This window comes from Leptospira johnsonii, assembly GCF_003112675.1.
Lineage (GTDB): Bacteria > Spirochaetota > Leptospiria > Leptospirales > Leptospiraceae > Leptospira_B > Leptospira_B johnsonii.
This window is the reverse complement of record NZ_BFAY01000011.1, coordinates 1325176-1349778: the sequence shown is the minus strand read 5'-3', so window position 1 is coordinate 1349778 and position 24603 is coordinate 1325176. Positions and strand designations below refer to the sequence as shown.

At 41.3% G+C, this 24603-nt stretch carries 23 protein-coding genes and 1 rRNA gene; 9 read left to right on the top strand and 15 right to left on the bottom strand.

The window, feature by feature from the left end; all coding sequences use genetic code 11:
* Positions 1-125 precede the first annotated feature (125 nt).
* Together fcpA and LPTSP_RS15250 are read left to right on the top strand one after the other, a co-directional pair.
* A complete protein-coding gene (gene fcpA, locus LPTSP_RS15255) occupies positions 126-1037 on the top strand; it encodes a flagellar coiling protein FcpA (protein WP_008589523.1) in 912 nt (303 codons plus the stop codon).
* Positions 1038-1317: 280 nt separating this feature from the next.
* Positions 1318-2895: a flavin-containing monooxygenase gene (locus LPTSP_RS15250; RefSeq protein ID WP_108929531.1), complete on the top strand. Its 1578-nt coding sequence runs from the start codon at positions 1318-1320 to the stop codon at positions 2893-2895.
* 1 nt (position 2896) lies between these two features.
* On the opposite strand, the gene LPTSP_RS15245 is transcribed toward LPTSP_RS15250, so the two are convergent.
* The 7 genes from LPTSP_RS15245 to LPTSP_RS15215 form a co-directional block, all read right to left on the bottom strand.
* Complete coding sequence (locus LPTSP_RS15245; protein WP_108929530.1) at positions 2897-3679, bottom strand: TlyA family RNA methyltransferase; 783 nt, start codon at positions 3677-3679, stop codon at positions 2897-2899.
* On the bottom strand, positions 3660-4601 hold the full coding sequence (locus LPTSP_RS15240) for a polyprenyl synthetase family protein (RefSeq protein WP_108929529.1): 942 nt from the start codon (positions 4599-4601) through the stop codon (positions 3660-3662). Before LPTSP_RS15240 ends, LPTSP_RS15245 begins: the two co-directional genes overlap by 20 nt.
* A complete protein-coding gene (locus LPTSP_RS15235) occupies positions 4598-5626 on the bottom strand; it encodes a zinc-binding dehydrogenase (RefSeq protein WP_108929528.1) in 1029 nt (342 codons plus the stop codon). The genes LPTSP_RS15240 and LPTSP_RS15235 overlap by 4 nt, the downstream gene beginning before the upstream one ends.
* Positions 5627-5712: 86 nt before the next feature.
* Positions 5713-6498 carry a dienelactone hydrolase family protein gene (locus tag LPTSP_RS15230; protein WP_108929527.1) on the bottom strand — a complete coding sequence of 262 codons (786 nt, stop codon included), beginning with the start codon at positions 6496-6498 and terminating at the stop codon, positions 5713-5715.
* An 85-nt stretch (positions 6499-6583) separates the two neighbouring features.
* Positions 6584-7807: a hypothetical protein gene (locus LPTSP_RS15225; RefSeq protein ID WP_108929526.1), complete on the bottom strand. Its 1224-nt coding sequence runs from the start codon at positions 7805-7807 to the stop codon at positions 6584-6586.
* Between the two features lie 55 nt (positions 7808-7862).
* The gene (locus tag LPTSP_RS15220; RefSeq protein ID WP_108929525.1) at positions 7863-8375 is read right to left on the bottom strand and encodes a GlcG/HbpS family heme-binding protein; all 513 of its coding nucleotides are present in this window, start codon (positions 8373-8375) and stop codon (positions 7863-7865) included.
* Between the two features lie 240 nt (positions 8376-8615).
* A complete protein-coding gene (locus LPTSP_RS15215) occupies positions 8616-10640 on the bottom strand; it encodes a neutral/alkaline non-lysosomal ceramidase N-terminal domain-containing protein (RefSeq protein WP_108929524.1) in 2025 nt (674 codons plus the stop codon).
* Positions 10641-10834: 194 nt separating this feature from the next.
* On the opposite strand from LPTSP_RS15215, the gene LPTSP_RS15210 reads away from it, so the two are divergent.
* The 4 genes from LPTSP_RS15210 (at position 10835) to gcvP (ending at position 15891) form a co-directional block, all read left to right on the top strand.
* A complete protein-coding gene (locus LPTSP_RS15210) occupies positions 10835-11302 on the top strand; it encodes a YiiD C-terminal domain-containing protein (RefSeq protein WP_108929523.1) in 468 nt (155 codons plus the stop codon).
* A 170-nt stretch (positions 11303-11472) separates the two neighbouring features.
* Positions 11473-12585, top strand: a complete 1113-nt coding sequence (gcvT, locus tag LPTSP_RS15205) for a glycine cleavage system aminomethyltransferase GcvT (protein ID WP_108929522.1) — start codon at positions 11473-11475, stop codon at positions 12583-12585.
* 15 nt (positions 12586-12600) lie between these two features.
* Positions 12601-12993 carry a glycine cleavage system protein GcvH gene (gcvH, locus tag LPTSP_RS15200; RefSeq protein ID WP_108929521.1) on the top strand — a complete coding sequence of 131 codons (393 nt, stop codon included), beginning with the start codon at positions 12601-12603 and terminating at the stop codon, positions 12991-12993.
* 9 nt (positions 12994-13002) lie between these two features.
* On the top strand, positions 13003-15891 hold the full coding sequence (gene gcvP / locus LPTSP_RS15195) for an aminomethyl-transferring glycine dehydrogenase (protein WP_108929520.1): 2889 nt from the start codon (positions 13003-13005) through the stop codon (positions 15889-15891).
* Positions 15892-15975: 84 nt separating this feature from the next.
* Here gcvP and LPTSP_RS15190 read toward each other — a convergent pair whose 3' ends face one another.
* The 5 genes from LPTSP_RS15190 to LPTSP_RS15170 all read right to left on the bottom strand — a co-directional run bounded on the left by LPTSP_RS15190 (position 15976) and on the right by LPTSP_RS15170 (position 19006).
* On the bottom strand, positions 15976-16566 hold the full coding sequence (locus LPTSP_RS15190) for a hypothetical protein (RefSeq protein WP_108929519.1): 591 nt from the start codon (positions 16564-16566) through the stop codon (positions 15976-15978).
* A 658-nt stretch (positions 16567-17224) separates the two neighbouring features.
* Positions 17225-17341, bottom strand: a 5S ribosomal RNA gene (gene rrf, locus LPTSP_RS15185).
* Between the two features lie 131 nt (positions 17342-17472).
* The gene (locus LPTSP_RS15180) at positions 17473-18117 is read right to left on the bottom strand and encodes a biosynthetic peptidoglycan transglycosylase (protein WP_108929518.1); all 645 of its coding nucleotides are present in this window, start codon (positions 18115-18117) and stop codon (positions 17473-17475) included.
* A 2-nt stretch (positions 18118-18119) separates the two neighbouring features.
* Positions 18120-18782: a RibD family protein gene (locus tag LPTSP_RS15175; protein WP_108929517.1), complete on the bottom strand. Its 663-nt coding sequence runs from the start codon at positions 18780-18782 to the stop codon at positions 18120-18122.
* Positions 18779-19006 (bottom strand): (2Fe-2S)-binding protein, encoded by a 228-nt coding sequence (locus tag LPTSP_RS15170; protein WP_108929516.1) that lies wholly within the window; start codon positions 19004-19006, stop codon positions 18779-18781. Before LPTSP_RS15170 ends, LPTSP_RS15175 begins: the two co-directional genes overlap by 4 nt.
* 190 nt (positions 19007-19196) lie before the next feature.
* On the opposite strand from LPTSP_RS15170, the gene LPTSP_RS15165 reads away from it, so the two are divergent.
* A complete protein-coding gene (locus LPTSP_RS15165) occupies positions 19197-20549 on the top strand; it encodes an MFS transporter (RefSeq protein WP_108929515.1) in 1353 nt (450 codons plus the stop codon).
* A gap of 55 nt (positions 20550-20604) precedes the next feature.
* The gene (locus LPTSP_RS15160; protein WP_108929514.1) at positions 20605-20835 is read left to right on the top strand and encodes a hypothetical protein; all 231 of its coding nucleotides are present in this window, start codon (positions 20605-20607) and stop codon (positions 20833-20835) included.
* Here LPTSP_RS15160 and LPTSP_RS15155 read toward each other — a convergent pair whose 3' ends face one another.
* The 3 genes from LPTSP_RS15155 to LPTSP_RS15145 all read right to left on the bottom strand — a co-directional run bounded on the left by LPTSP_RS15155 (position 20836) and on the right by LPTSP_RS15145 (position 23254).
* The gene (locus tag LPTSP_RS15155) at positions 20836-21411 is read right to left on the bottom strand and encodes a hypothetical protein (protein ID WP_108929513.1); all 576 of its coding nucleotides are present in this window, start codon (positions 21409-21411) and stop codon (positions 20836-20838) included.
* A 137-nt stretch (positions 21412-21548) separates the two neighbouring features.
* The gene (locus LPTSP_RS15150) at positions 21549-22106 is read right to left on the bottom strand and encodes a hypothetical protein (RefSeq protein WP_108929512.1); all 558 of its coding nucleotides are present in this window, start codon (positions 22104-22106) and stop codon (positions 21549-21551) included.
* 353 nt (positions 22107-22459) lie between these two features.
* Positions 22460-23254, bottom strand: coding sequence for an LIC13212 family protein (locus LPTSP_RS15145; RefSeq protein ID WP_108929511.1), 795 nt, complete (start codon positions 23252-23254; stop codon positions 22460-22462).
* Positions 23255-23340: 86 nt separating this feature from the next.
* Here LPTSP_RS15145 and LPTSP_RS15140 point away from each other — a divergent pair, with 86 nt between their 5' ends.
* A complete protein-coding gene (locus LPTSP_RS15140) occupies positions 23341-24525 on the top strand; it encodes a hypothetical protein (protein ID WP_108929510.1) in 1185 nt (394 codons plus the stop codon).
* Positions 24526-24603 lie beyond the last annotated feature (78 nt).

The following is a 24603-nucleotide window of genomic DNA, read 5'->3' as shown; positions in this document are numbered from 1 at the left end:
GGAAATTTTTTCTAATCCAGGTTTATATCTAAAGGTCCCTGACCGATAGTTAAACAGAAGAAAAGGACTTTGCTGTCTTTTTTCTAAATCCTATCTTTGAAAGAGAAGGCACAGGTGTGAGCACTATGAAGGTGATGAAGACTATATTCGTTCTTCTGGCCGTGGTCGGACTCAACCTCTCCTTGTTCGCACAGAACCAAGGGGGGCAGGATACTACAGATGCCAAGGCGGCAGCTGATAAGATCGACGAACTGCTGAAAGGTGAGCTCGTTCCGGAAGACGACGACAAAAATCTAACGGAAGAAGCTAAGAAACGTAAAAAAGAAATCCAGGAGCAGGAAGCGATCTGGAAGAACCCTGACTTCAAAGGTTACGACAAGAACTTCCAAGAACTCCATCAGCTTTCTAAGGCTTTCGCGAACAACAAGTTCCGCCTGGCCCTGACTAGCTATCAATCCGGAGTGAATACCGTCCTCAAGATGAGGGAAGCTGTTGAGCAGTACCGTAAAGAGGAAGCGGAAAAGAAACGTCTAGACGAGAAATGGTACTGGCAAAAGGTCGACCGTAAAGCTCGCGAGGATCGTGTCGTTTCCCGCCAAAAGTTGGAAGCAAAACAACAAGCATTGAATTATTTCACCAAGGCAATCAATCATTTGGATGAGATCAAGAACCCGGATTTACGTGAACGTGCCGAGTTCAAGAGACTTCTCTCCGATGTATACAGATCTTGGATTGTTACTGAATACGATCTACAAAACTTACCTCAGTGTATTCCTATACTGGAACTCTACATCGAGGTTAATGAAAACGAGAAAGAATACCCAGCTCACAAGTATCTTGCAAGCTGCTACGCTTTCGAGGAAAACATGATCAAGAAATACGGTGGAGCTAGCGAAGACCAGATGTTCAAATTCCGTCACAAGAAAAACATCCACCTTCTCCGCGCTACCGAGCTGAAATATGGAAAGGATTCCCCGGAATACAAACACATCGTTGCTTTGATCAACAAAGACGAAGTGATTTCGGTTCGCCCATAATCCTCTCTTTTCATTTCAATGTAGGAAAAAACCCCGGCTTTTAAAACCGGGGTTTTTTTATTTCTAAAAGAATTATGAGAGATTATTAAAAGATCAGTTTTGCTAGCCCTAAGTAAATAAGAACGCAAACAGACTGAAATTCCTTACTGATTCCGGAATTTATTAACATTTCCCAGTATCAAATTCTAAGATCGGACGATCCTTTCCGAAAAATCTTGTATTCTATATTTCCAACAAAACGCCGGAACTCCGGAAAGAATGTTTAGAGGAGAGAAGAAGAATGGCAGCTCAGACATTAGAAAGACCGAGCCTTAACCAGAACTCCCAAGCGGAAAAGGTATATGATGTAGTCATCATAGGAACCGGATTCGCGGGACTATGTATGGGGATTCGATTGAAACAAGCGGGCATAGAATCGTTTGTAATTTTAGAAAAAGGAAATGGGATCGGGGGAACCTGGAGAGACAATACCTATCCGGGGGCGGCTTGCGATGTTCAGTCCCATTTATATTCTTTTTCTTTTGCACCTAAATCGGATTGGTCCAGACTATTCGGCCCTCAAGAAGAAATACTAAATTATATGAACCAATGTACGGACCGTTTTGGGATCCGTTCTTATATTCGCACAAACTCAGAAGTAAGCGGAGCCTGGTTTGATGAAAAAACAGGACTTTGGGAAATTAACACTACAAGTGGGAAGTCCTACAAAACAAAATCTATAGTGAGCGGTACTGGCGGTTTAAGCAGACCTGTTCTTCCAAATATCAAAGGGATAGATAAATTTAAAGGTGCAAAATTTCACTCTGCGAAATGGGATCATACCTATAATCTCCAAGGGAAGAAGGTAGCGGTAATCGGAACAGGTGCAAGTGCGATCCAGATCGTTCCTACTATCGCTCCAATTGTAGGAACATTAAAACTTTTCCAAAGAACTCCTGCTTGGATCATCCCAAAGCCGGATAGTAATATCTCAGGCTCCGTAAAAGGGATCTTTAAATTCATCCCCCCGTTAAGATGGCTGTTTAGAAAAGCGATCTATTGGTTGAACGAAATCGGAGTATTAGCCTTTGCGATCAATCCTAAGCTAATGAAAATTTTCGAGAAGTTCGCCAAAAGTTTTATCAACAAGAGCATTCATAACGAAGAGCTCAGACAAAAATTAACCCCGAATTATACGATAGGATGTAAACGTATCCTACTTTCCAACGACTATTATCCGGCTCTAAATAGAGAGAACGTTGAATTAGTTACAGATGGTATAGAAGAGATCACTTCTTCCGGAGTTAAAACTAAGGACGGAGTAGAACATAAGGTAGATGCGATCATCTTTGCCACAGGTTTCCAAGCTGCAGAAGCAGTTTCTCCTTTTGAGATCAGGGGAAGAGATGGAAAACTTTTAGCAGACGTTTGGGAAGACGGAGCAGAAGCATATCTCGGAACTACAATTTCCGGCTTTCCTAATCTATTCATGATCGTAGGTCCAAACACAGGTTTAGGCCATAGTTCTATGATCCTGATGATAGAATCCCAAGTGCAATACGCTCTTCAGGGAATTCGCTATCTACTTAATAAAAACATAAAGTTTATAGATGTTCGCAAAGATGTTCAGGATCGTTATAACGCAGAGATCCAAAGACGCTTGGGAAAATCCGTTTGGTTGACCGGAGGATGTGTAAGCTGGTACAATACTAGTTCCGGTAGAAACACTACTCTTTGGCCTGGTTTCACTTTCGAATTTAAAGCCAGAACATTCTTCCTTCGTCCTAAGGATTACGAATTCGTTCGTGTGGATGGAAAGGCAAAAAAACCGGGGATCGGATCTAGAGTCTCTATGGTTTTAGACGCGACCTTCGGTTGAATTAGAGGGTCCAGTACACCAAGATTTCCCGGTTACCATCTCTCCCGGTAATCGGGGAATCTTCTAAGCCTATCCTTTTTCCTCTAATTTCATTTTTCAAAAATCGCAAAAAAGAACGGATCGTTTTCCAACGTATCCAAGGATCTCTTAATACCCCTTTCTCAAGATTTCTGGATTCCGTTTCGAACTGAGGTTTGAACAGACTGACTATATTCCAGTGAACGTTCGGATTTTTATTTTTGAGTTCGGTAAGAACAGGAAGAACAGTTCGAAGAGAAATAAAACTTAAGTCCATGACTAGAAAGATCTCGTCCGGAAATTTTCTGTCCGTTTTTTCCACCCATAAGGATGACAATAATTTCCAGCTAATATCTCTGATATGAAATCGATCTCTAACGGAGACCTTAGGGTTCATCGCGATCTTGGAAGCCATTTGTCCATAACCAACATCGAAAGCGAATACTAGGTCCGCTCCTTCTTCCAAAAGGACCTGAGTGAATCCTCCGGTAGAAGCTCCCCAATCCATGCAGAGCTTTCCTTGAACGGAAATATTCCATTTTTCGAATGCAGCTTTGAGTTTATAAGCTCCCCTACTTACATATTTCGGAATGATCTCTCTGATCCGGATCTCTACGGATTCGTCGAATAGGGTGCCTACCTTGTCGGACATCCTATCGTTTACGAGAACAGAGCCGGATAAGATCAGACTTCTGGCCTTGGCAATATCCTCGGCCAAACCCCTTTTCATGAGCAAGTCATCTAGTCTAATTTTTTCTTTTGCCAATGTTAGAAGGTAATGACTTAAAAAATTCCGGAAATTCGGAAACTTCTACTTTAGAGGAAGAAGAATCCAGATCGGATCCTAATTCTTCCAATTCGAAAACAAGATCGGAAACCATCCGTTTACAAGTTTCCATTCCATATAAAGAAGGATAAGTGATCTTTCCGGATTTTCCGTCCTTGCCAGGAGTTTTTCCCAGATCTTCCTTAGTTCCTTCGATATCCAAAATATCATCCGTGATCTGAAATAATAATCCTAACTTAGCGCCATATTCGGCGATGGTTTCTTCTCTTTCTTGGTAATCTTCTCTTAAACGATTTCCCATTAAAAACGAAGCCTGGATCAACGCTCCGGTTTTCAATCTATGAGTTTTAGAAAGCAGCTCTTCTTTCGTTCCTGTCAAGGAAGAAGGATTTCTTTCTAATAACAGATCATACATTTGTCCGGAGACCATTCCCGCGGCCCCAGCACCTTTTGCCAAAGCTCTGACCAAATCTTTGTGCAGATTTTTGTCGGAAGTATCGATCCGGGTTAGCCAGCCAAACGCATAGGCCTGTAAAGCGTCTCCCGCAAGGATAGCTGTGGCTTCTGAAAATTGTTTATGGAGGGAGGGTTTTCCTCTTCTGAAATCATCATCGTCCATACTAGGAAGGTCATCGTGGATCAAACTATATGTATGAACAAATTCTAACGCAGCCCCAATAGAAAGAGAATCTCGATCTATCTTCCCAAAAGAAGCAAAGGCAAGAATAGGTCTTAATCTTTTTCCTCCGGCCCTCAAGCTGTATTCCATAGCAGCCGCAAGTTCGGGAGCAGATTCTTTTTTAAAAAGTGGATATACTTCGTTTTCTAAATAATCTTCGAAACGATCCTTGGAGCGTTTTAGTAATTGAGAAAGTTCGTTAGTTTCCGTTCGATTAGTCATTTTCCTGATTCGACAGTAATCACCACTTTGCCGGTAGTATTTCCAGTTTGGAAATGCCGAACCGCTTCCGGAAGATCCACAAAAGGATATACGGAACCGATATGAGGTGGTTCCAGATTTAATTTTAAAAGTGCTTTGAGATGAACGGTTAGTTCGTCAATTTTCTCATACAGCCAGATCAGATTGAATCCCATTACTGCTTTATTTTCCGATACAATCTCTAAGGTATCTACTTTTGGTCTGGTCAAATATCTCCAAGCTAAGGTTAGCCAATTAACTTTGTCGCCCTGGCTCATAAAAGAAGCGGAACCATAAACAACCATCCGGCCCATAGGAGCAAGAGCCTCGTAGCTGGATTTGAAAATCTTACCGCCAATACATTCTAAAACCAAATGTAACTCTCTTCCGCCAAGTGCAGTTTTTAATTCTTCCGGAAAACGAGAGGAACGAATGATCCAAGCGTCATAACCTTCTTTTTCCAAAAGAGAAATTTTAGAATGATTTCCTACAGAACCTAGGGTCCAAGCTCCGAATTTTTTAGCGATACGATTGGCGTAGATCCCTACCCCACCTGCAGCGCTATGGATCAAAACGTTTTGACCCTTTCTGAGATCTCCCAAAGGAAGAAGAGCATAATATGCTGTAAGTCCTTGGACTAAAAATCCAGCTCCTTGCTCAAAACTCCATTTAGACGGAAGTGGAAAAATATATCGAGAGTCGATATTGATATAATCTGCGTACGCTCCGAAACGGGTCACTCCCATGACCTTATCGTTCTTTTTGAAATTTTTGACCTTCTTACCTACGGCGACTACCTTACCGGAGTATTCCAAACCTGGAATAAAAGAACCTTTAGGTGTCGCGCTATACAATCCTTGGATTGCGAAAATATCCGCAAAATTCAGACCGATGGCACGGATCTCAACTGTGACTTCATTGTCCCCAGGAGGAGGAAGTTCCTCTTCTCTTCTTTCCAGAGAATCTAAGGAACCTTTGGTATCGACTCGATAAACGGAGCGAATCATGAGGGCATTTTGCTCTTTTAATTCCTATCCTAAAAGGAAAAAACAGATCTGAACGGAGGAAAATTCTCCTCCGTTTCTCGGATAAATTACTTAGAAGGGAAAATTTCTTTCAGGAAGTTTTTCAACTCCAACCAGGAACGTTTATCCGCTTTTTCATTATAAGCCGCTCCCTTAGAGTTATCGTTCCCAGCTTCCTTGATCGTGAAAGAATGAACTGCTCCACCGTAAGAAACGAACTGCCAATCCACTCCTGCGCTTCTCATTTCTTCTTGGAAAGCGGAAACCTCATCCGGTTTTACAAAAGGATCGTCCGCTCCATGGAGAGCCAATACTTTACCTTTAATATTTTTAGCGTCGTCCGCTTTCGGCGTGGATAATCCTCCGTGAAAGCTAATGGTTCCTTTTAAAGGGGCGCCGCTTCTTGCCAACTCTAAGGCTGCAGTCCCGCCGAAACAATATCCTAAGATCGCTAAACTTTTTTGGTCTACACCAGGTTGGGATTTTAATGCGTCTAACGCAGCCTGTCCTCTGGCTCTTAGTAATTTGCGATCCCCTTCTCTGAAGGAACCTGCCAATTTGGAAGCTTCTTCCATAGATTTTGGGCGCACACCTTTTCCATAAATATCCGCAGCAAAAGCAACGTATCCTAACTCTGCGAGTTGTTCCGCTCTTGCCTTTGTATTTTCTCCCAAGCCCATCCAGTCATGGACAAGTACGATGCCTGGAGCTTTTTTAACTTCTTCCGGATAAGCAACAAAACCTTCTAATATTGTATCACCTTGTTTGTACTCTACAAATTCGGATTTAACCTTTGCAGATAAAACATTCGCCGCTAATAGAAACGTTATACTGAACCAAATGATCTTTTTCATTCTTATATATTCCTCGGGAAGTTCCCGTATAAAAAAATAATTTAGATATTAGACTGATTTGAAATTTAAAGCAAAAAATCTAGGATCAAAAATAAACTACTCTAAGATCCAAACCACCGTGAGTAATGTGAACTGTTTGTAATTTAGAATGAATTCCTTTCAAAAAGGAAGACCAGGTCTCTTCATCAGGACAAAGAACAAATCCGGAAACTTCTCCAGGAAGTTCCCACCAGGCTTTTAAAGTTTCTGCGATCCGCCTGTACAAACCCAGATCGGAACCTTTTTGTATTCTTAAACCGTAAGGTGGATTCAAAGGCATCCAGATCTTTTCCGGTTTGCCTGCGGTTTCCCAGACTTCTTTAGGAGATAAGGAGAAGAAGTCCCCTTCTTTCCCAATAAACCGATTTTCGGGACTCAAAGAAAACTGTTTTATAAATTTCTGATATTCTTCTTTTCTTTCGTTTAGATAGGAGAAGATCTCAGGTTCAGAATCGTTGTACCAAAAAGTGAATTTTTTACCTTCCTCTTCAGGTCCTATCTTACGTTTTAGAAAATCCCAACTAGGTGCAGGAAATTCCTTCATTTCCTGGAACATATAGCTCCGGTCCAAATGAGGAAATCCTAGTTTAAAAAGTGAAGAAGCTGACTCCCAGACGAATGTCCCAGAACCGGCAAAAGGCACGAAAACTGCGTCAGGGTTCGGCATCTTCTTCTTTAATAAATGTAAAAGAAAGGCTGCGGTATCTTCCCTTACCGGAGCGGATTTGGACAGAGGTTTAAAGTTTCCTCTTTGAAAAATAGGAGCGCCCGCCAAACTTAAAGAAAGTATGATACTATCTCCTAAAGCAAGTGCGTTCAGCTCCGTATTTTTAAGATCGGAATCCGGCAATCCTGGATAAGATCCTTCCCAAAAGGAATACAATTCTTCTCTAGAGATTTCTTTTCTTCCTCGAACTTGTGGATGGAAGTTGATTCCCCAACCTTCCGGTAAGATCTCATTTTCTCTTAAAGATTCTATAAGACCGGAGAAGGAAAACGTTTCATCCAAAACAAATTTGCCCAGGTTCAAACGAAAATCCCTGATCCAGGGAATTCTCACCAACACTTCTAATGCCTGACGAAAATTCGTTTTTTCTAATACAAACTTCTCCGGAAAAACCTTAAACTCGGGAGTATGGTTTCTAGGAAGAAATGGATCGGAAACAATTTGAGAAAGTAGAGTTTCCGTTTCTCTCGCAGAACCTGGAGGAATTAGATATTCCCATCGGAGAGGTTTGCCGGATTTAAACTTGGAGATTTTCCAATCCATAGAGATATCCTTTTAAAATCGATTCTCCAGGAAAGGAAAAAGTCCCGGATCCATCTTACTTAGAGCTTAAAGCGGAGACCCCTGCTCTGGCAACCTGTCCATCCTGAGTGGATTGAGCTCCTGAAACTCCGATCGCGCCGATGATCTTTCCGTCCAGAAGGATAAGCTCTCCACCTTCTAATGGAAAAACTCCCGGGACTGCCAAAAGCCTGAGGCCAATGCCTCCTTTTTCGATCGCTTCCTCCAAGGCTCGGCTCGGTCTTTTAAAATTATTGGCTGTCGAAGCTTTCCCTTTAGCAATCTCGATGGAACCTATTTGAGTATTATCCAGTCTTTGGAATAACACCAAATTTCCTCCAGTATCCACTACAGCTATCGCCATATTCCATTGGTTTTTCTTTGCTTCCGCTTCTGCGGCAGCGATTACTTTTTTTGCCTGTTCCAAACTAATATTTGGTCCATAACTTAAAGTTTGTGCCTGGAAAGGTGAAACGATCCCAAAGAATAGAAAGCTGATCGCCAAAAATTTGGGGAATAGATTTACAAATATCGAATGTTTTCTTTTCAAAAGAATTCTCCTTAAATGCAAAAACACACTCTTTGATCTCTCAAAAAGGAATTTTGGGTTTGATTTTGGATTTTTGTCTTGGGCCGATCCGGTGAATGCAAGACTGAAGTAAAGGCAGGACAAAAAACGAAACTGTTTTTTGTAGAAAGAAGCCGCCGAAAGACTTCGGCAACTCTTTAAATTGTGGAACGGAAAGATCTATCTGTCAATTAAAAAGAAGATCTTTCCGCTTTTCTATATCTAGAACTCTGGAGAAACGAACTTAGATTGGCCGGCACGAGGACGGATCACAAATCTATATTTACGTTTCGCAATTTGTTCCGGATTGTACCAACGAACTTGATAAACCGCCATTCCTTTTCCGGAGTTAGAAGTTTTTCTGACTTCTATATCAACTCCTTTATCGTCTACAGGTTCTCCTTCATGGGTTAATTCTTTCCAATCCGAAGTACCTTCTTTGTATTCTATAGAAACCAAAGATTCGTGTAAGGAAATTTCAGAACGACCCACATCTTTATAACGGAAAACCCAATGTTTTTCCAGATTCTCTTCCGCTAAGATTAGCTCAGGAGAATCTACTAATTCTCTGACACCTTCCGATTTCTCAGTTTCCGGATAACGATCGGAGCGGTCCAATTCGTAATTCCAAGATGCAGGGAAAGATTCTTTTCCACCTGCAGCAGGAAGATTTTTAGTCAGGTCAGAAAGATGCGCCTGTAAGAACGGTTGAGTGCCCGGCCCGTAAAGAGTATGACCACCTTCATAATGTTGACGGGTATATTCTTCAGGAGTGGTTACATAACCGAAATATCCGTTTGCACAACTGATCACGGATGCGTTTTTAATCGGCTGAGAACTGGACTTCAATGCTTCGTCCACAAATCTTTTTCCGGATTCTTTGGTAACTTCAAAAGGAACAGGAAGAAGAAGTGTGTCTGCAATTTTCACAGACTGTAAAAGAAGTTTATGAGGGAATTTAGATTTAGGAAGAACAATAGGCTGCAGATATTTAAAACCTACGATCCTTTTATGACCTTGGCAGCCACCTGTCAAAAACCAACGAGGCCAACCTTCTGCAAAAAAAGGCAACCAGTTCAAAACCGGAGTGAGCCCATCTTCCGCTCCACCTGTTAACGCGGTCCCTACATAAGGACGATCGCAAACTTCCGCTTCTCCTATCTTTTGATTTTCATACAGATCCACTTCTCTAGTATTAAAAGAAAGATTCGCTTCGGTACTTAAGGAATTCTGCAAGGAGTCGAAAAGTTTTGCAGCTTCTTCTCCGATTGCTTCTCCTATCCTTCTCGATTCTATGAAACCTTGCATGTCTTCACGGTAATCAGGAGAGTTATCTCCATGAGTGGAATTGTTCAGAGCATGGATCGGATCCCAGCTTGGTTTAAAATCTTTGCGGATCTTCTTTTCTAAAATTCGAGCAGGGTAGGCGAACACATCTGCGTTTGCAACATCATTGGAATCCGGCACTGTGGTTCCATGTACCGAGAATGTGGAAAATGCGCCTAGAGGTTTGTATCTTCCGTCTTTATCTTGTGCATCGATACGGATCATGACTAAATCAGGATTGATCGCTTGGTACTGGATCTCAGGTTTTAATTCTTCGAATCCTGAGTTTTTATTTGCGCGATATGCATCCAAAGATCTGTTTCTGGTTAATCCCCAAATAGCGGTTTTTCCAGAAGCGATCTTAGCAGGTTTTGCGGACTTGTAAGCTTCTTCTACTCCGTTGGTTAAACGATCCAATACGAAGTCAGTCCAGCCCTTATCGAATCCAGGTTTATTGGAAGCAAACTCGTTGTAAAAATTATTATCGTAAAAGTTAGCAGGAGCAGAGTGAGTATGAGTTCCTGCAAATACGATCCCGCCAAAGGAAATATCCGTCTTAGAAGCTAAACGTTCTGCGAGCAGGTGATGGATCAAAAGAGATCCCGACAAAAGATCACTTTGGATTAGCACAACAGGTTCATTTGCATCTTTTCTAATATAGAAAATTCTAGCATAAAGACGAGTGCGGAAACCTTTTTCGGTCTCTGCCATTTTAGAATAACCAGCTAAAGGTAAACCGGGAGGAGGAGTTAAGTCCACCTTGGAAATTCCTGCAACCAGTCCTCTGGTTTTGGAAACTACTTCCGGTTTTTTATACGCGATCTTATATTCGGCGACGGTTCCGCAGGAAATAGCGGAAAAGATCAGAAGGATCGAAACTAGGTACGGTTGGATTTTCTTCACAATTTGATTCGGGTTCATTCCCCCTCCGGGAATTCTATGTAATTTTTAGCCTCTACTTGCTATCAGAAGTGTAAGTTCTTAGCAAGAATTTTCGGATACGAGTATGGTATCGATCCGTCTTACAAACCAATTATATTCTCCAAAAATAGCTCGGATTTTTGAGCCTCTTATTAGTTTGGGATAAAATAAGAAGTAAAGATCAGGAATCATCTATGTCCCAACCGGGCTTTTTACAAAGACTTAAATTTCATTTTTTCAATTTCTATCCTCCTTACTTCGGAGCAGGGATCAAAGTGAAGGCCTTGAACAAAGAAAGGACCTTATTCTCCACCACGATGAAACTTACTCCTTTTAATAAGAACTATGTGGGAACACAATTCGGAGGATCTCTCTACTCCATGTGCGATCCTTTTTACATGTTGATCCTGATGGAACATTTAGGCCCCGGATATTTAGTTTGGGACAAGGCGGCGACAATCAGATTCCTCAAGCCAGGAGAAGGAACCGTAAGAGCAGAGTTCTATATCCCTCGGGAAAAAATCCAAGAGATCAAAGAAGAAACGGACCGTAAAAGAAAAATGGATGTTACCTTCACAGCCCAGATCCTCGATGTAAAAACCGGCAAACTGATAGCAGAAGTAGACAAAGTGATCTATGTCAGAAAAAAATTGAAAGAGTAAGATCTTTAGTCTGCCGCCCAAATTTCGTCAGCTAGATCATGTTGGAATTACTACATGGTTTACGGACCTTCTTCTCGAATCATTCTAAAGAAAGCCTTTAAATCTTTTTTAAAGAGGCCTAAAATTGTTTTTCCCTAGGGACTATGATGAAATGATGGCCCCAAACGCTTATGTCCCAATGGAAAACCACACCTCTGTATGAGGAGCATAAACTTTTAGGCGCTAAGATGATCCCTTTCGGCGGTTGGGACATGCCTGTTCAATATTCTGGAATCATAGCTGAACACACGGCGACTAGACAAGCTGCCGGTCTCTTCGACGTTTCTCATATGGGAGAAATTTTTATCGAAGGCCAGGCCGATATCATCCTTGGCTTTCTGGAATCCGTTACCTGCAATTCAGTTTCTTCCTTAGCTAATGGACAAGTACAGTATAACGCTATCATCAATGAGAATGGCGGACTGGTAGACGATATCACTCTGTATAAGTTCAACGATCAAAAATATATGATCTGCGCAAACGCATCCAATGTGGACTCAGTTTACGAGTATCTAAAAAAGTATGTGCCAAGTGCTGCAAAGTTAGAGAACCAAAGTGCTTCATGGCATCAGATCGCGATCCAGGGTCCCAAGGCGGATTCAATCCTTTCTTCCTATTTCAAATCGGATCTAAGTTATATCGGATATTATAAATTTGTTTTATTTCCTTTTGCTGGAGAAGAGATCATTCTCTCCAGAACAGGTTATACGGGCGAAGACGGATTCGAGATCTACAGTTCAAATGCTACAGGTGTTAAAATCTGGAAGGAACTATTGGAATTCGGAAAAAAAGACGGACTTCTTCCTGTAGGCTTAGGTGCCAGAGACACACTTAGGATAGAAGCAAAATATCCTCTTTATGGTCATGAGTTGGACGAGAACAGAAGTCCAAACCAGTCCGGAATAGGCTGGATCGTAAAAGAAAAGCAAACACAGTATCCAAAATACCAAGAGATCATCTCCGAAAAAAAAGAAGGTCCGAAAAGAAAGATCGTGGCATTCGAACTGCAAGAAGCAGGAGTCCCGAGAGAGAATATGCCTGTCTTAGATTCGAACGGCAAAAATATCGGGATCACAACTTCCGGTACCTTCTCCCCTTCTTTAAAAAAAGGTATAGGTCTTGCGCTCATAGACTCTGAAAAGATCCAACATGGACAATCGATCCAAATCGAGATCAGAGGACAGGCAAAGTCTGCAATTATATTCACCCAATCTTTCATTCCGGGAAGCATTCGGAAAAATTAAACTAAGGATTTTCAAATGGCAGTAACTAACGCACCTCCGGGCTATAAGTTCACAGAAAAACACGAATGGGTAAAAGTAGAAGGGGATACCGCATTGATCGGGATCTCTGACTATGCTCAAGCAGCACTCGGAGATATCGTTTTTGTGGACCTTCCAAAAGTAGGAAAATCGATCAAACAACTGGATACTTTCGGAACAATAGAATCCGTAAAAGCTGCAGAAGATTTATATGCTCCTATCAGCGGAGAAGTAGTCGAAGTAAATGGAAACCTCTCCAAAAACCCGGCTGCTGTAAATTCGGATCCTTTCGGTTCTTGGATGATCCGAGTCAAAGGGGTCAACTCTTCCGAGTTGGAGAAATTATTGGATCCCGAATCTTACAGAGAATTCGTCAGTAAACTGGATTAGGAAAATAGAATGAGTACGGCAACTTGGAACGGATCCGGCAAACAAACTGAAATGAAAAACCCTCTCAATCCTTTGGATACTTTTCCCAGAAGGCATATAGGCCCTGATGAAGAACAGACCAAGGAAATGTTGTCCACTCTCGGACTGTCCGGGCTGGACGAATTGGTCGCAAAAGCAGTTCCAGAAGGGATCCGTTTAGAAAAAGCATTGGATCTTCCTAAGGCTTCCACCGAGAGAAAGATCTTAAACGATCTGAAAAAGATCGCCTCTAAGAACAAGTTGTATCGTTCTTATATTGGATCCGGTTACCAAGCCAGTGTAATGCCTGGAGTGATCCAAAGAAATATTTTGGAAAACCCGGGTTGGTACACCGCCTACACTCCTTACCAAGCCGAGATTTCCCAAGGAAGATTAGAGGCACTTCTAAATTTCCAAACCATGATTATGGATCTAACCGGTCTGGAAATCTCAAACGCTTCTTTATTGGATGAAGCTACCGCTGCCGCAGAAGCAGTATTCTTAGCGTTTGGAATTCGCAAAAATGAAACGTCCAGATTACTTTTTATTTCCGAGTTATGCCACCCTCAAACAATTGATGTGGTCCGTACAAGAGCTCTTCCTCTTGGGATTGAAGTAATCGTAGGAAATCATTTAAACGCGGAATTAAACGAAGATTATTTTGCGGTTTTAGTACAATATCCCGGGACAGAAGGAACAATTTATAATTACGAAAGTTTCTTCCAGTTAGCTCATAATGTTGGAGCTCTAACAATCTGTGCTGCGGATCTACTTTCACTCACAGTTTTAAAAGCTCCCGGAGAATTCGGAGCGGATATCGCAGTAGGAAGTTCCCAAAGATTCGGATTACCTTATGGATTCGGCGGGCCTCATGCAGGTTATTTTGCAACCAAAGACGAATTCAAAAGGCATATGCCTGGAAGACTTGTAGGAGTTTCCAAAGACAGCCAAGGAAATCCAGGACTCAGACTTTCTTTACAAACTAGAGAGCAACATATCAGAAGAGATAAAGCGACTTCTAATATCTGCACTGCGCAAGTTCTATTAGCAGTTCTTTCTTCCATGTATGCAGTATATCATGGACCTAAGGGCTTGAAAGATATCGCTTTTAGAGTTCATAGATTGACTGAAACATTGGCAAAAAATTTGGAGAAGGCAGGCTTTGCGATCCAAAACAAAACCTTCTTCGATACCATTGTTTTAGATCTAGGATCCAAAGTACAAACTTACTTGGATGCAGCCTCTAAAAAGGAGATCAATTTCAGAAGTTTAGGACAAGGCAGAATTTCAATCGCTCTGGACGAAACTGTAGAAGTTTCCGATCTGGAAGATATTCTTTCCGTATTCGGGATCTCCAAGATAGACCTTTCCTTAGAAGGAATTTCTATCCCGAACGAATTTGTCCGAACTTCCGAATATCTTACACATCCTGTGTTCAATTCACATCACACAGAAACAAAGATGCTGAGATATATTAGAAAATTGGAATCCAGAGACCTTTCTCTTACGACTTCCATGATCCCTCTTGGCTCTTGTACAATGAAACTCAATGCCACAGTGGAAATGTTCCCTGTAACCTGGCCAGAGTTCTCCAATATACATCCATTCGCACCGGCAACCCAAACAGAAGGATATAGAACCGTATTCTCCCAATTGGAATCTTGGCTTTCACAAGTCACCGGATTCCCGGGAATTTCTCTCCAACCAAACGCAGGTTCTCAGGGAGAATATGCAGGACTGCTCGCGATCCGAAACTATCATATTAGCAGAGGAGATAAGGCTAGAGATATTTGTCTGATCCCGATCTCTGCGCATGGAACCAACCCAGCTTCTGCTGCGATGGTAGGATTCAAAGTGGTAGTGGTTGCCTGCGATTCCGAAGGTAACGTAGACCTAGAAGATCTGAAAGCGAAAGCAAAAGAACATTCTAAAGACCTGGCCGCATTAATGATCACCTACCCTTCTACACATGGAGTGTATGAAGAGCCCATTAAGGAAATCTGTTCCATCATCCATGAGAATGGAGGACAGGTTTATATGGATGGAGCAAATATGAACGCTCAAGTAGGGATCACAAGACCCGCGAACATTGGAGCGGATGTTTGCCATCTGAACTTACATAAAACTTTCTGTATTCCTCACGGAGGAGGAGGACCTGGAGTCGGACCGATCGGAGTTGCAGAACATCTGAAACCGTTCTTACCAGGCCACCCCCTTGTAGATAACGGAACAGGAAACGAACATGGAGCAGTTTCCGCAGCTCCTTGGGGAAGCGCAAGTATCGTTCTGATCTCTTGGGTCTACATTGCACTCTTAGGAACAGAAGGATTGGAGCAAGCAACCAAGGCTGCTATCCTAAACGCCAACTATATCGCAAAACGTTTAGAAAATTATTTCCCTGTCCTTTACAAAGGGAAAAACGGATTCGTCGCTCACGAATGTATCCTGGACGTAAGACCTTTCAAAAAGACAAGCGGGATAGAAGTAGAAGATGTCGCAAAACGTCTGATGGACTACGGATTTCATGCGCCTACCATGTCCTTCCCTGTGCCTGGGACTTTGATGATAGAGCCAACGGAATCGGAGTCCCAAGAAGAATTGGACCGTTTCTGTGAGGCGATGATCTCCATCCATTCAGAGATCCAAGAAATCGAACAAGGCAAGGCTGATCCAAAAGATAATCCTCTTAAGAATGCACCTCATACTTCTGCGATGGTAATCTCCGACAATTGGGACCATGTTTATTCCAGAGAAAAAGCGGCTTATCCTGCTCCTTGGACTAAAGAGCATAAGTTCTGGCCTTATGTAGGAAGAATAGATAACGTATATGGGGATAGGAACCTGGTTTGTTCCTGCCTTCCTCCGGAAGCGTATCTTTAATTTTTTCGTAAAATCGGAAGATAATAAAAAAGACCGGGGTTTTGGCTCCGGTCTTTTTGTTTTCAGAAGATGGAAAGTTCGGAATTAATCGTCTTTCTTTTTCTTTTTGGATTTCTTAGACTTCTTTGAGTCTCCATCATCGTCGTCTTTGTCTACTTTAGACTTCTTTGACTTTTTAGATTTTTTAGAATCTCCATCATCGTCCTTATCCTTCTTGGATTTTTTAGACTTCTTAGAATCGGAATCGTCGTCGTCTTTATCTTTTTTGGATTTCTTGGATTCCTTGGCGTCGTCTTCATCCTTGTCTTTTTTGGATTTTTTGGATTCCTTTACGTCATCCTCATCCTTATCTTTTTTAGACTTTTTCTTCTTTTTAGGCTCGTCTTGGTCGTCTTCTTCGTCCTTCTCTTTGGACTTTTTAGCCTTGGACTTTTTTACCGAATCACCTGAATCAGAAGCTTTACCAGGTTTAGCCCTACAATAAGCATCTACATTAGTTCCATCTTGTTTCGAATAACCGGAAACCCAAGTGCAATCCGAATCGGATTCACATTGACCTTTGGATAAACCTTGGCATTGGGATTCAGCAGAAAGAGAAGTCCCACTTAAAATAAGCAGACCTGCAAAAAGAACACTAGTTATGAATTTTAAAAGATATATCGGCTTACGATACATTCTATCGGCTCCTAAATCGAATGGTTCGACAAGGATCTAGATTGAAAAAGAATTTGCGATCCTGAAATATTCCCGGACCGAAAAATATTTATTGATCCGTTTATGATTGAACGGATTGAGAAGTTCACTAAAACGAAATTAATTTCCTATATTTCAAAAAAATTATATTAGAATCGTTTTAAAAAGGTGGGTCGGGAGGGGAATTCCTCCCGACCAAACACAGTCAGGAATCAACCGCCATAGTACATCAACTGGAACCCGTATGTAGGATATAAAATGCCCATCTAATCTAACATTAACTCCCCGGGTCCATACCTTTCAGAGCGGTCCGCATTCTACTATCGAGTCTTGCGCTCGTCAAGCTTACAAAATAAATCCGATGCAGATTTTGGAAAAAAATTTCATTTGGAAATATCTTTTTTCGAACGCTCGATATTCCATAGGCAATCTAATACGAAATATATTCACTATTTCTAATGGTCTTTAGATAGATCGGCCGTATTCCAAACTTTATACTTGACGTTCAGAATTCCGATCTACACAGAATCGATTGCTTAGATAGGATCCCCGATCTGGATTGAAACTTTAGTTTTAGGGAAATGTCAGAAGAGATAAAAAAGGCCGGAGGTGAATCCGGCCTTATATGATTGCGGTAGAAACCCGGCAACGTCCTACTCTCCCACACAGCGAACCATGCAGTACCATCAGCGATGAGAGGCTTAACTTCCGTGTTCGGGATGGGAACGGGTGTGACCCTCTCTCTATAACCACCGAGAATCTATAACCAGTATTCCCTGCCGACCTCGAAAGTCTACTTTTTTTCAAAGAAAAAGAAGAAGTTTTTAGGAAGAAGAAGGTACCGGATTTTCGGATTTTTCTCTAAGTCCTATGCCGCCGATCCGAGTTTTAATATTCTAAAGAAAGCGCTCTGACTTCTTCTCTGGAATATGCATCCGGTTTTTTTAATATTTGTACCAAAGCTTTGAATTCTCTGGGGAGAAGTTTTCCTGGATGTTTATTAAAATAATATTTGGAAGATCTATATATCCCGTTCAGTCCCCTGCCCCAATACACCAAATTCAAATAATATTCTAAAACTCCCTTTTTGCCTAACTCTTCATCCAAAGCTTGTGCGATCCTGATCTCTTTCAACTTGCGAGTTAAGGTTTTGTCTCTGGATAAAAATAATGTTCTGGCAAGCTGTTGGTCTAAAGTACTTGCACCTCTTAACCTTCTGAACAAAAAGACTGCTTGTATGACGGAAGATTGTATATCCGCCAAAGAATAACCGCTATGTCTGTAGAATCTGTAATCTTCTATTTCTACCAAATACTCCAAACTCCCGGGAGGCAATTCTTCTAACCTTACCCAATCGTTCTCAAGCGGAACTGATTCTAAGTTTTCAGGTAGATAGACTAGTTTGTTCTCTCTGAATAAGATCCTTTTTTCAGGAAAGGTTTGGTAATAGATAAGAAGAAGGAAGACTAATACCAGAATACTCCTGATCCCCAAGAAAAACCATCTGTGTAAAAAATGACTTCCTTCGTTCATTTTTATTCCGGGTTGTTTTGTTTGTCGTATATCAAAAATACTTCCTGTTCTTTCTGTTCGGAAGACACAAGTTTCCAATCCGCTTTGTCAAAGTTATGATATGCGGATTCTCCGCCTGTGATGGAAGGTAGGCCGAATTGTCCAATAAAGAATGGAACTATAGTAAGATAGAGTCTATCCACTAGTCCCTTTCTAAAAAAGGAATCATTTAGTCTGGGACCGCCTTCTAAGAGTATTTTGTAATATCCTCTTTTTTCCAATTCTTTCAGGACGATCTCCGGATCCAGATCTTCTCCCTGTAGTGGGAGTATCTCCGCAAATTCGGATAATTCGGATCTAACCTGGGATTCATTTTTAGAAGTGCAGAATAACAAAGGTTTTACTTTAGAAAAATGGAATACTTTTTTATCGGAAGGAAGTGTCCCTGTTCGAACTAATAGAATCGCTCTAGGCTCCTTTTCAGATTCCACATATCTTAGATGAGTGACTGGATCGTCGTTGAGTATGCTATTTTTTCCGAGGATGAGAGCATCTGCTTCGGAACGGATTTGATCCATTCTTCTTTTATCGTTTCTGGAAGAAAGACCGTACCATTTTCCGTCGGGACGACATACCTTTCCGTCTAAGGTCGTCGCCATATTCACAGCTAAAAAAGTACGGCTCATTGGGGTTTAGAAGTGAGGGTATCGGAAAGCAATTTGAGAACTCTTCCTCTGCAAGTACCACAACCGGTACAACAATTTGTGTCTCTCATCAATTTACCCAAAGTGTCATTACCTCTACGGATAGAATTTGTAATATCCTCTTCGGATACTTGGTTGCATACGCAAACCTTTCTAGGTCGCATCAGGGCGTTCAGGTCTATTTGATTAAAATCGGAAGAATTCATCAGGACTTCTATTTATTGGACGCCGAAAGCAAAACCATCACTCAGGCTAAACATAAGAAGGCTCGGATCAAGAGAATTTTTTTCCATCTGATAAACGAATTTTAACGGATTCCAGGAGGGATATTTCTCGTTGACAGCCGGACTTTCGAGCTCATCCTCATTCGGAAATTCCATAAAGGAAACCTACAGAATGCAAGTAACCAAACGCGCTCCCTTAAGGGAAATTTTCGGATGGTGCATGTTCGATTTCGCCAATTCTAGTTATACCACGGTAATTATAACAGTCATCTACTGCAGAGTTTTCGCGGAAGTAATCGTTCCAACCTCCTCCAATCCGACAAATCCTTATGAGGATGGGAATTTTTTATTCGGACTAGCTTTATTTTTCTCTTATTTATTAGTAGTAGTGACCGGTCCGTTATTCGGCGCTATCTCCGACTTCTCCGCTAAGAAGAAAACATTCCTTTTCTGGAGTTATATCAGTTGTGTGATCAGCACCGCAGCTTTTTGGTTAGTTTCCACTCCAGGTTCTTGGGAACTTGGTTTTGGTCTGATCATTCTTTCTAACTTCTTCTTTGCTTCCGGAGAGAATTTTGCCTCTTCCTTCCTACCTCATTTAGGTCCTAAAGAAGAATTAGGAAAAATTTCAGGTTATGCTTGGGGAGTCGGATATATGGGAGGACTTCTCTCCGTATTCTTGGTCCAGACTTTCGTGGCACCTTCGATCGATCCTGCGATCTACGGTTCTCTTAGATTTGTAGGACCTCTTACAGCGTTGTTCTTCTTGCTTGCTGGAATTCCAACATTCTTACTTTTGAAAGAATACCAACCGGCTATTAAAATACCGGAGGGAGAAAGTTATCTCACTATCGGTTTTAAACAATTATCAGAGAGTATTAAATCGATAAGACATTTTAAAGACCTAGTAATTTATCTGATCTCTCTATTCTTCTCCATGGCGGCGCTTGCGATCGTAATTGCATTCGCTTTTTTATACGGAAACCAAGAGATCAAGATCACTTCCGGACAAGAGACTGCATTATTCATATTGCTTCAATTTTTTGCGATGATAGGTGCGATATTCTTTGGGTTCGTTCAGGATAAGATCGGAGCCAAAAAAACTTTCAATATCACTTTGGTCTTTTGGATACTATGTCTGATAGGAATTTATTTCGTCAGAGAGATCACAGGTTTTGTGAACGGACTAGGAGTAGATATCTCGGTACAATGGGTATTCGTGATCTTTGGTACTCTTGCAGGTTCAGGAGTCGGTTCGACTCAATCAGCAAGTAGAGCCATTGTAGGGGTATTCTCCCCTGAATCCAAATCGGGAGAATTTTTCGGTCTCTGGGGGCTCTCCGGAAAGCTGGCGGCCGCCATCGGAGTTTTTGCAATCGGTATATTGCAGAAAATTTTCGATCTAAGAAATGCGTTCTTAGTGGTCGCAGTATTCTTCTTTATCTCTTTGATCATCAATACATTCGTGAATGAAAAAAGAGGGATCGAAAAAGCGAAGGATTGGGAAAGAAACGGAGGACATTAGTCCTTCTTCCAAGCTTTTGCTTGAAAATCAAAAACGATTCGTTTATACTTAGATCGTGGCAAGCACTGAGTTCCATACAGAGGATGAGTTCGAGTCCCACCAGAGCCAAAGAAAATTGGCTTTGGCGACTATGGACGAATTGACCCAAACCAAATTGGATCTGTTGGACGCAGGTAAAGAAATTCCTAAATTTCTAAACTATGCCATCTCTTATCTGAACCGTAAATATCTTACGGAAGAAAAAGTGATCAGCGATCTGATCGTAAGACGAGATTCAGCGAATTAATTACTCGTCGTCATCGTCTTTTTCTTTTTCAGCTTCTATTCGTATTTCGGAGATTACTGCTTGGGCCTCGTCAAACATCGGGGTTAAGGTAGAAGTGTCAGAATCTATCTCGCTAACCGTATCTTCCAGATAATACGTGCCTTGTGTGGTTAAGAAAAAGAATCGTACCTGATCCAAGTCAGGATTCGGGGTCCAGCGGACCTTCTTCCCTTGTTTCCAAAGATAAGCATATTTGTGGATGAGACGTAGGGAACTTTTTTGGATACTCTCTCTTCCTCCACCGCCTATGAAAGAAGCTCCTGAAGTTAGAAATATGCTCGCGTCTCCGGAAAGAAACGTGGCCAAAGTGACTATTTCCCTCTGAGTAGGCCAATCCATGATGATCCCGTATACGACTGTTTTGCCGTTCGGATTTTGGATGCCTATATCATCGTATTCTGTTTCGAATGCTAGTTCTCTTAATTCTTTATAAGGCGTTTTATCAACGGAAGGAGTACAATAGGTAAGAACTAGTAGGATACCAATTTTATTATAAAAACTAAATTTGGATAGAAGGCCTGAAAACTTCTCTGACATGCGAATACACCGCTTTATTTTCCAAAGGATGATCTTTGGAAAACCTATCCTGATAGACATCAAGAAAGACTCCTTTTTGCAAAAAGAAGGAAAGGAACCTAAGAAAAATTCCTGGATCCGAAAAAATCAAATCCTTCTTATTTCTTTTTGGCCTTTTTCTTAGGAGACTTGGAAGCTGCTTTTTTCTTGGGGGAAGATTTTTTAGGAACAGTTTTCTTTTTAGCGGGTTTTTTCTTAGATACTGCCCGTTTCTTACCGTCTTCGCTTACTGTAAGGCTCGGATCTCTTTCCAGATTTTTAACCAGAGAGGAATGCCTGAATCTAAGTGCGGACCAATCATCGTCTATGGAGATCAATCTTACCCCCTCGAAACTGATCTTTCCAAGAGGATCCCAGCCAGCATCCCTATGAATGGATACATTATATTTACGGGATGTCTTTTTAGGATAAGCCAACCATAAGAGTCCGTCTTCTATCAAGGTGGTAGGGACCATAGAGGCTATATTGCGGATCTCGACTTCGGTTTGAACGAATGCAAGAATAAGCCTGTATTTTTTTCCGGACCTTAGCGCTCGATCTACAGGAGCCCCTAAACTGGAAAGTGCAGGTTCGAATTCGTAAGGAGAAGATAAAACACAAATCTCCCCTTCGCCAGGTTTGAATTGTAATTTACCGAAAACGGAATGGATTGCCATCGGTAAATAGAATCCTTTTCGCCAAGAAAAGGCAAGCGAGAAACCGAAAACATTTTTTTGATCGGATTGTATATCTATTGGATATTCTTAAAATACCGACCTTCCCCCTGTTTATGGGATATATTGTTTTACCAGGTAGATAACAATTGTTATCCAATGAGTGAGAACTAACGTCATGCGCCAGATGATAATCGTTTAGGAAGTTTATAGACAAGAGATCCTGCTAGTTTTGCCACAGAATTTCCTTTTTCTGGTTCTAACAAGTACCACAGTATACTGTGATATATCTCAATAATAAAAAGGCGAACCGATTGGTCCGCCTTCCCCTTATTCTAAAGTTCTAAAATTCCCTCTTATTGGAATTCCAACATTTTAGAAACAAGTCTCTTTTGGTTCAGCTCCAGATCTCTCAGTTTATGGCGAACATTCTTATCCACCTTACGCAGATATTTCTTATACGTTACGATAATCTGTTTTTGTTTATTATAAGGTAGAGGATTGGTTTCCTCATGTAGTTTGGTCTCCACACTAGGTGCGATGGATTGAACCGGAGTATCTGGCCAGATCAATTCGGTATCGTAGCTGGAATAATATTCCAATTTGATTTCCTTGTTATTGTTCGGAGTTCTTTTTCCTTCGCTACCGATCTGAGGCCCCTTAGGATCTATATTGATCACTCTACGCATTTCTCTTACGAAAATTTCTCCATTCGAGTTGGTACGTTTGAATTGCATAATGATCTTTTCTAATTTTTCAGGATTACTTCCGGGATAGATAAAGATGCGCGCATTATAAAGATATGTTTTAGGAAAGTCCCAGAAGGATTCTCCGGAGCCCATGTCCAATTCCAGATAAGGTTTATTATCCCGATCCGTTTTTAAGAATTGAGGTAATTCCTGAGGCTCGTCTCCGATATATCTTAACGCTTTTTTGGTAGTTTCCATCTGTAGGATCTTATTGATCTGATGGATATTTTGAGAGATAGAAGAATGCAAATTATCTATCTCGATATCGGAAAACCCTGCCTTGCGGATGGCTTCGATCTGACGTTCTATTTCCCTTTCTTCCATGGTCAGGATTTTAGGAGCCGCATCTACCTGTATGAATACGGCGAAAAGAGAAATTATGAGAAAGATAAGGGTTTTCATTAGAACTGCCTTCCTTCTGAATATCGAAAAGACTATACCCCATTCTTGATCCTAAAAAGGATTTTTTCAAGGGTTCTTTCCTTATTATGCCTCGAATCTTCCGCCCGAATGCCTATTTCGAAGAGGAACTCCGACTTGGAAAATTATTTCCGAGAGAGCTGGAGGCCAGGAATTCCATTCTAGAATCCTCTTTTTTAGTCCTCGGCTCATATCCAGACTCCGCAAAAATTTTAGCTCATTCTCCGCCCGAAGAAAACTGGATCAAGTATTGGAAAGAGAAAGGAATAGAGATCCCAAAACCTATTCTTCTCCGAAACTTGAAACAATTTTTGCAAAAAGAAAAAGAGATCCAATTAGAAGAATGGGGAAAGATCTCCCGATGGAATTCCAACAATCACGACTTAGAGATAGATCCAGCACTTCTAGATTCTGCAAGAAAATACGGATCTAAATTGAACCAAAATGATTGGAACCAAGAGCTTAATCCTGATTTTTTTTCCTACTCCATTCGCAATCGAGGAGATTGGGAGACATTCCTAAAGAAGGAAAAAGACAATATCTCTCCGGATCAAAAATTCGTTTTTAAGACCGAGTTCGGATTTGCAGGTTCTCAGAAATTTAGAGATGTTTCCGGGCTAAAAGATCTAGCGGATATGTTCTTAAATGTAAAAAAAGAACCTTTTCGGATCGAGACCTGGGTGGATAGAACCAAGGATTTTAGCTTATTATTCTCAGCAAAAAACGGAGAATATAAAATAGAAGAAGGTACCATTCTACTCAACGATCATAAAGGAAAATACTCCGGAACCTGGATGGGAGAATTTTCAGAAATCGAAAATTACCTTTCTGGAATGTCCGAAAGTTTTTCAAAAATCTCCAAATTACATCCGAACTATGAAGGATTCGGTTCAGTGGATTCTTTCTTTTATAGATCAAAAGAAACCCAAGTTTTACGTAAAATTTCAGAAATCAATTTTAGATGGACCATGGGATGTTTGTTGTTGGAGCTCCGACGGAGGTTTCCGAAAAAAGGAAACGACCTTCTTCTTTTCTTACCGAAAGTCCAAAACTCAGATCCATATTCTAAACTAAAAATTTGGGAGAAGGAAACAGGCTGGGAAATACTCCCGCTTTCCGCATTCTTCTCCCCTTATAGAAGACCGAACCAAAAAAACCTAATTTGGGTCCGGCTTCCAACTCGAAAAACCCAGGATCCCTGGGAAGAGGTCAAAATCGTTTCAGAAAGCGGTATCCAAGTTCTGGTCCCCTGAAATGTACTTGTGATTCTTTACATGCCTCCGAGACTGGTTCCAATCCCCTTCGGGGAACTCAGCCTGCAGATAATACTC

Coding starts and splice junctions, on each gene's coding strand:
- LPTSP_RS15225 (WP_108929526.1), bottom strand. CDS start 7,807: ATGGATTGGAAAATCTCCAAGTTTAAATCCGGCAAACCTCTCCGATGG.
- LPTSP_RS15235 (WP_108929528.1), bottom strand. CDS start 5,626: ATGATTCGCTCCGTTTATCGAGTCGATACCAAAGGTTCCTTAGATTCT.
- LPTSP_RS15150 (WP_108929512.1), bottom strand. CDS start 22,106: ATGGCAATCCATTCCGTTTTCGGTAAATTACAATTCAAACCTGGCGAA.
- LPTSP_RS15165 (WP_108929515.1), top strand. CDS start 19,197: ATGCAAGTAACCAAACGCGCTCCCTTAAGGGAAATTTTCGGATGGTGC.
- fcpA (WP_008589523.1), top strand. CDS start 126: ATGAAGGTGATGAAGACTATATTCGTTCTTCTGGCCGTGGTCGGACTC.
- LPTSP_RS15190 (WP_108929519.1), bottom strand. CDS start 16,566: ATGTATCGTAAGCCGATATATCTTTTAAAATTCATAACTAGTGTTCTT.
- LPTSP_RS15170 (WP_108929516.1), bottom strand. CDS start 19,006: ATGAATTCTTCCGATTTTAATCAAATAGACCTGAACGCCCTGATGCGA.
- LPTSP_RS15155 (WP_108929513.1), bottom strand. CDS start 21,411: ATGTCAGAGAAGTTTTCAGGCCTTCTATCCAAATTTAGTTTTTATAAT.
- gcvP (WP_108929520.1), top strand. CDS start 13,003: ATGAGTACGGCAACTTGGAACGGATCCGGCAAACAAACTGAAATGAAA.
- LPTSP_RS15180 (WP_108929518.1), bottom strand. CDS start 18,117: ATGAACGAAGGAAGTCATTTTTTACACAGATGGTTTTTCTTGGGGATC.
- LPTSP_RS15140 (WP_108929510.1), top strand. CDS start 23,341: ATGCCTCGAATCTTCCGCCCGAATGCCTATTTCGAAGAGGAACTCCGA.
- gcvT (WP_108929522.1), top strand. CDS start 11,473: ATGTCCCAATGGAAAACCACACCTCTGTATGAGGAGCATAAACTTTTA.
- gcvH (WP_108929521.1), top strand. CDS start 12,601: ATGGCAGTAACTAACGCACCTCCGGGCTATAAGTTCACAGAAAAACAC.
- LPTSP_RS15250 (WP_108929531.1), top strand. CDS start 1,318: ATGGCAGCTCAGACATTAGAAAGACCGAGCCTTAACCAGAACTCCCAA.
- LPTSP_RS15175 (WP_108929517.1), bottom strand. CDS start 18,782: ATGAGCCGTACTTTTTTAGCTGTGAATATGGCGACGACCTTAGACGGA.
- LPTSP_RS15210 (WP_108929523.1), top strand. CDS start 10,835: ATGTCCCAACCGGGCTTTTTACAAAGACTTAAATTTCATTTTTTCAAT.
- LPTSP_RS15215 (WP_108929524.1), bottom strand. CDS start 10,640: ATGAACCCGAATCAAATTGTGAAGAAAATCCAACCGTACCTAGTTTCG.
- LPTSP_RS15240 (WP_108929529.1), bottom strand. CDS start 4,601: ATGACTAATCGAACGGAAACTAACGAACTTTCTCAATTACTAAAACGC.
- LPTSP_RS15145 (WP_108929511.1), bottom strand. CDS start 23,254: ATGAAAACCCTTATCTTTCTCATAATTTCTCTTTTCGCCGTATTCATA.
- LPTSP_RS15230 (WP_108929527.1), bottom strand. CDS start 6,498: ATGAAAAAGATCATTTGGTTCAGTATAACGTTTCTATTAGCGGCGAAT.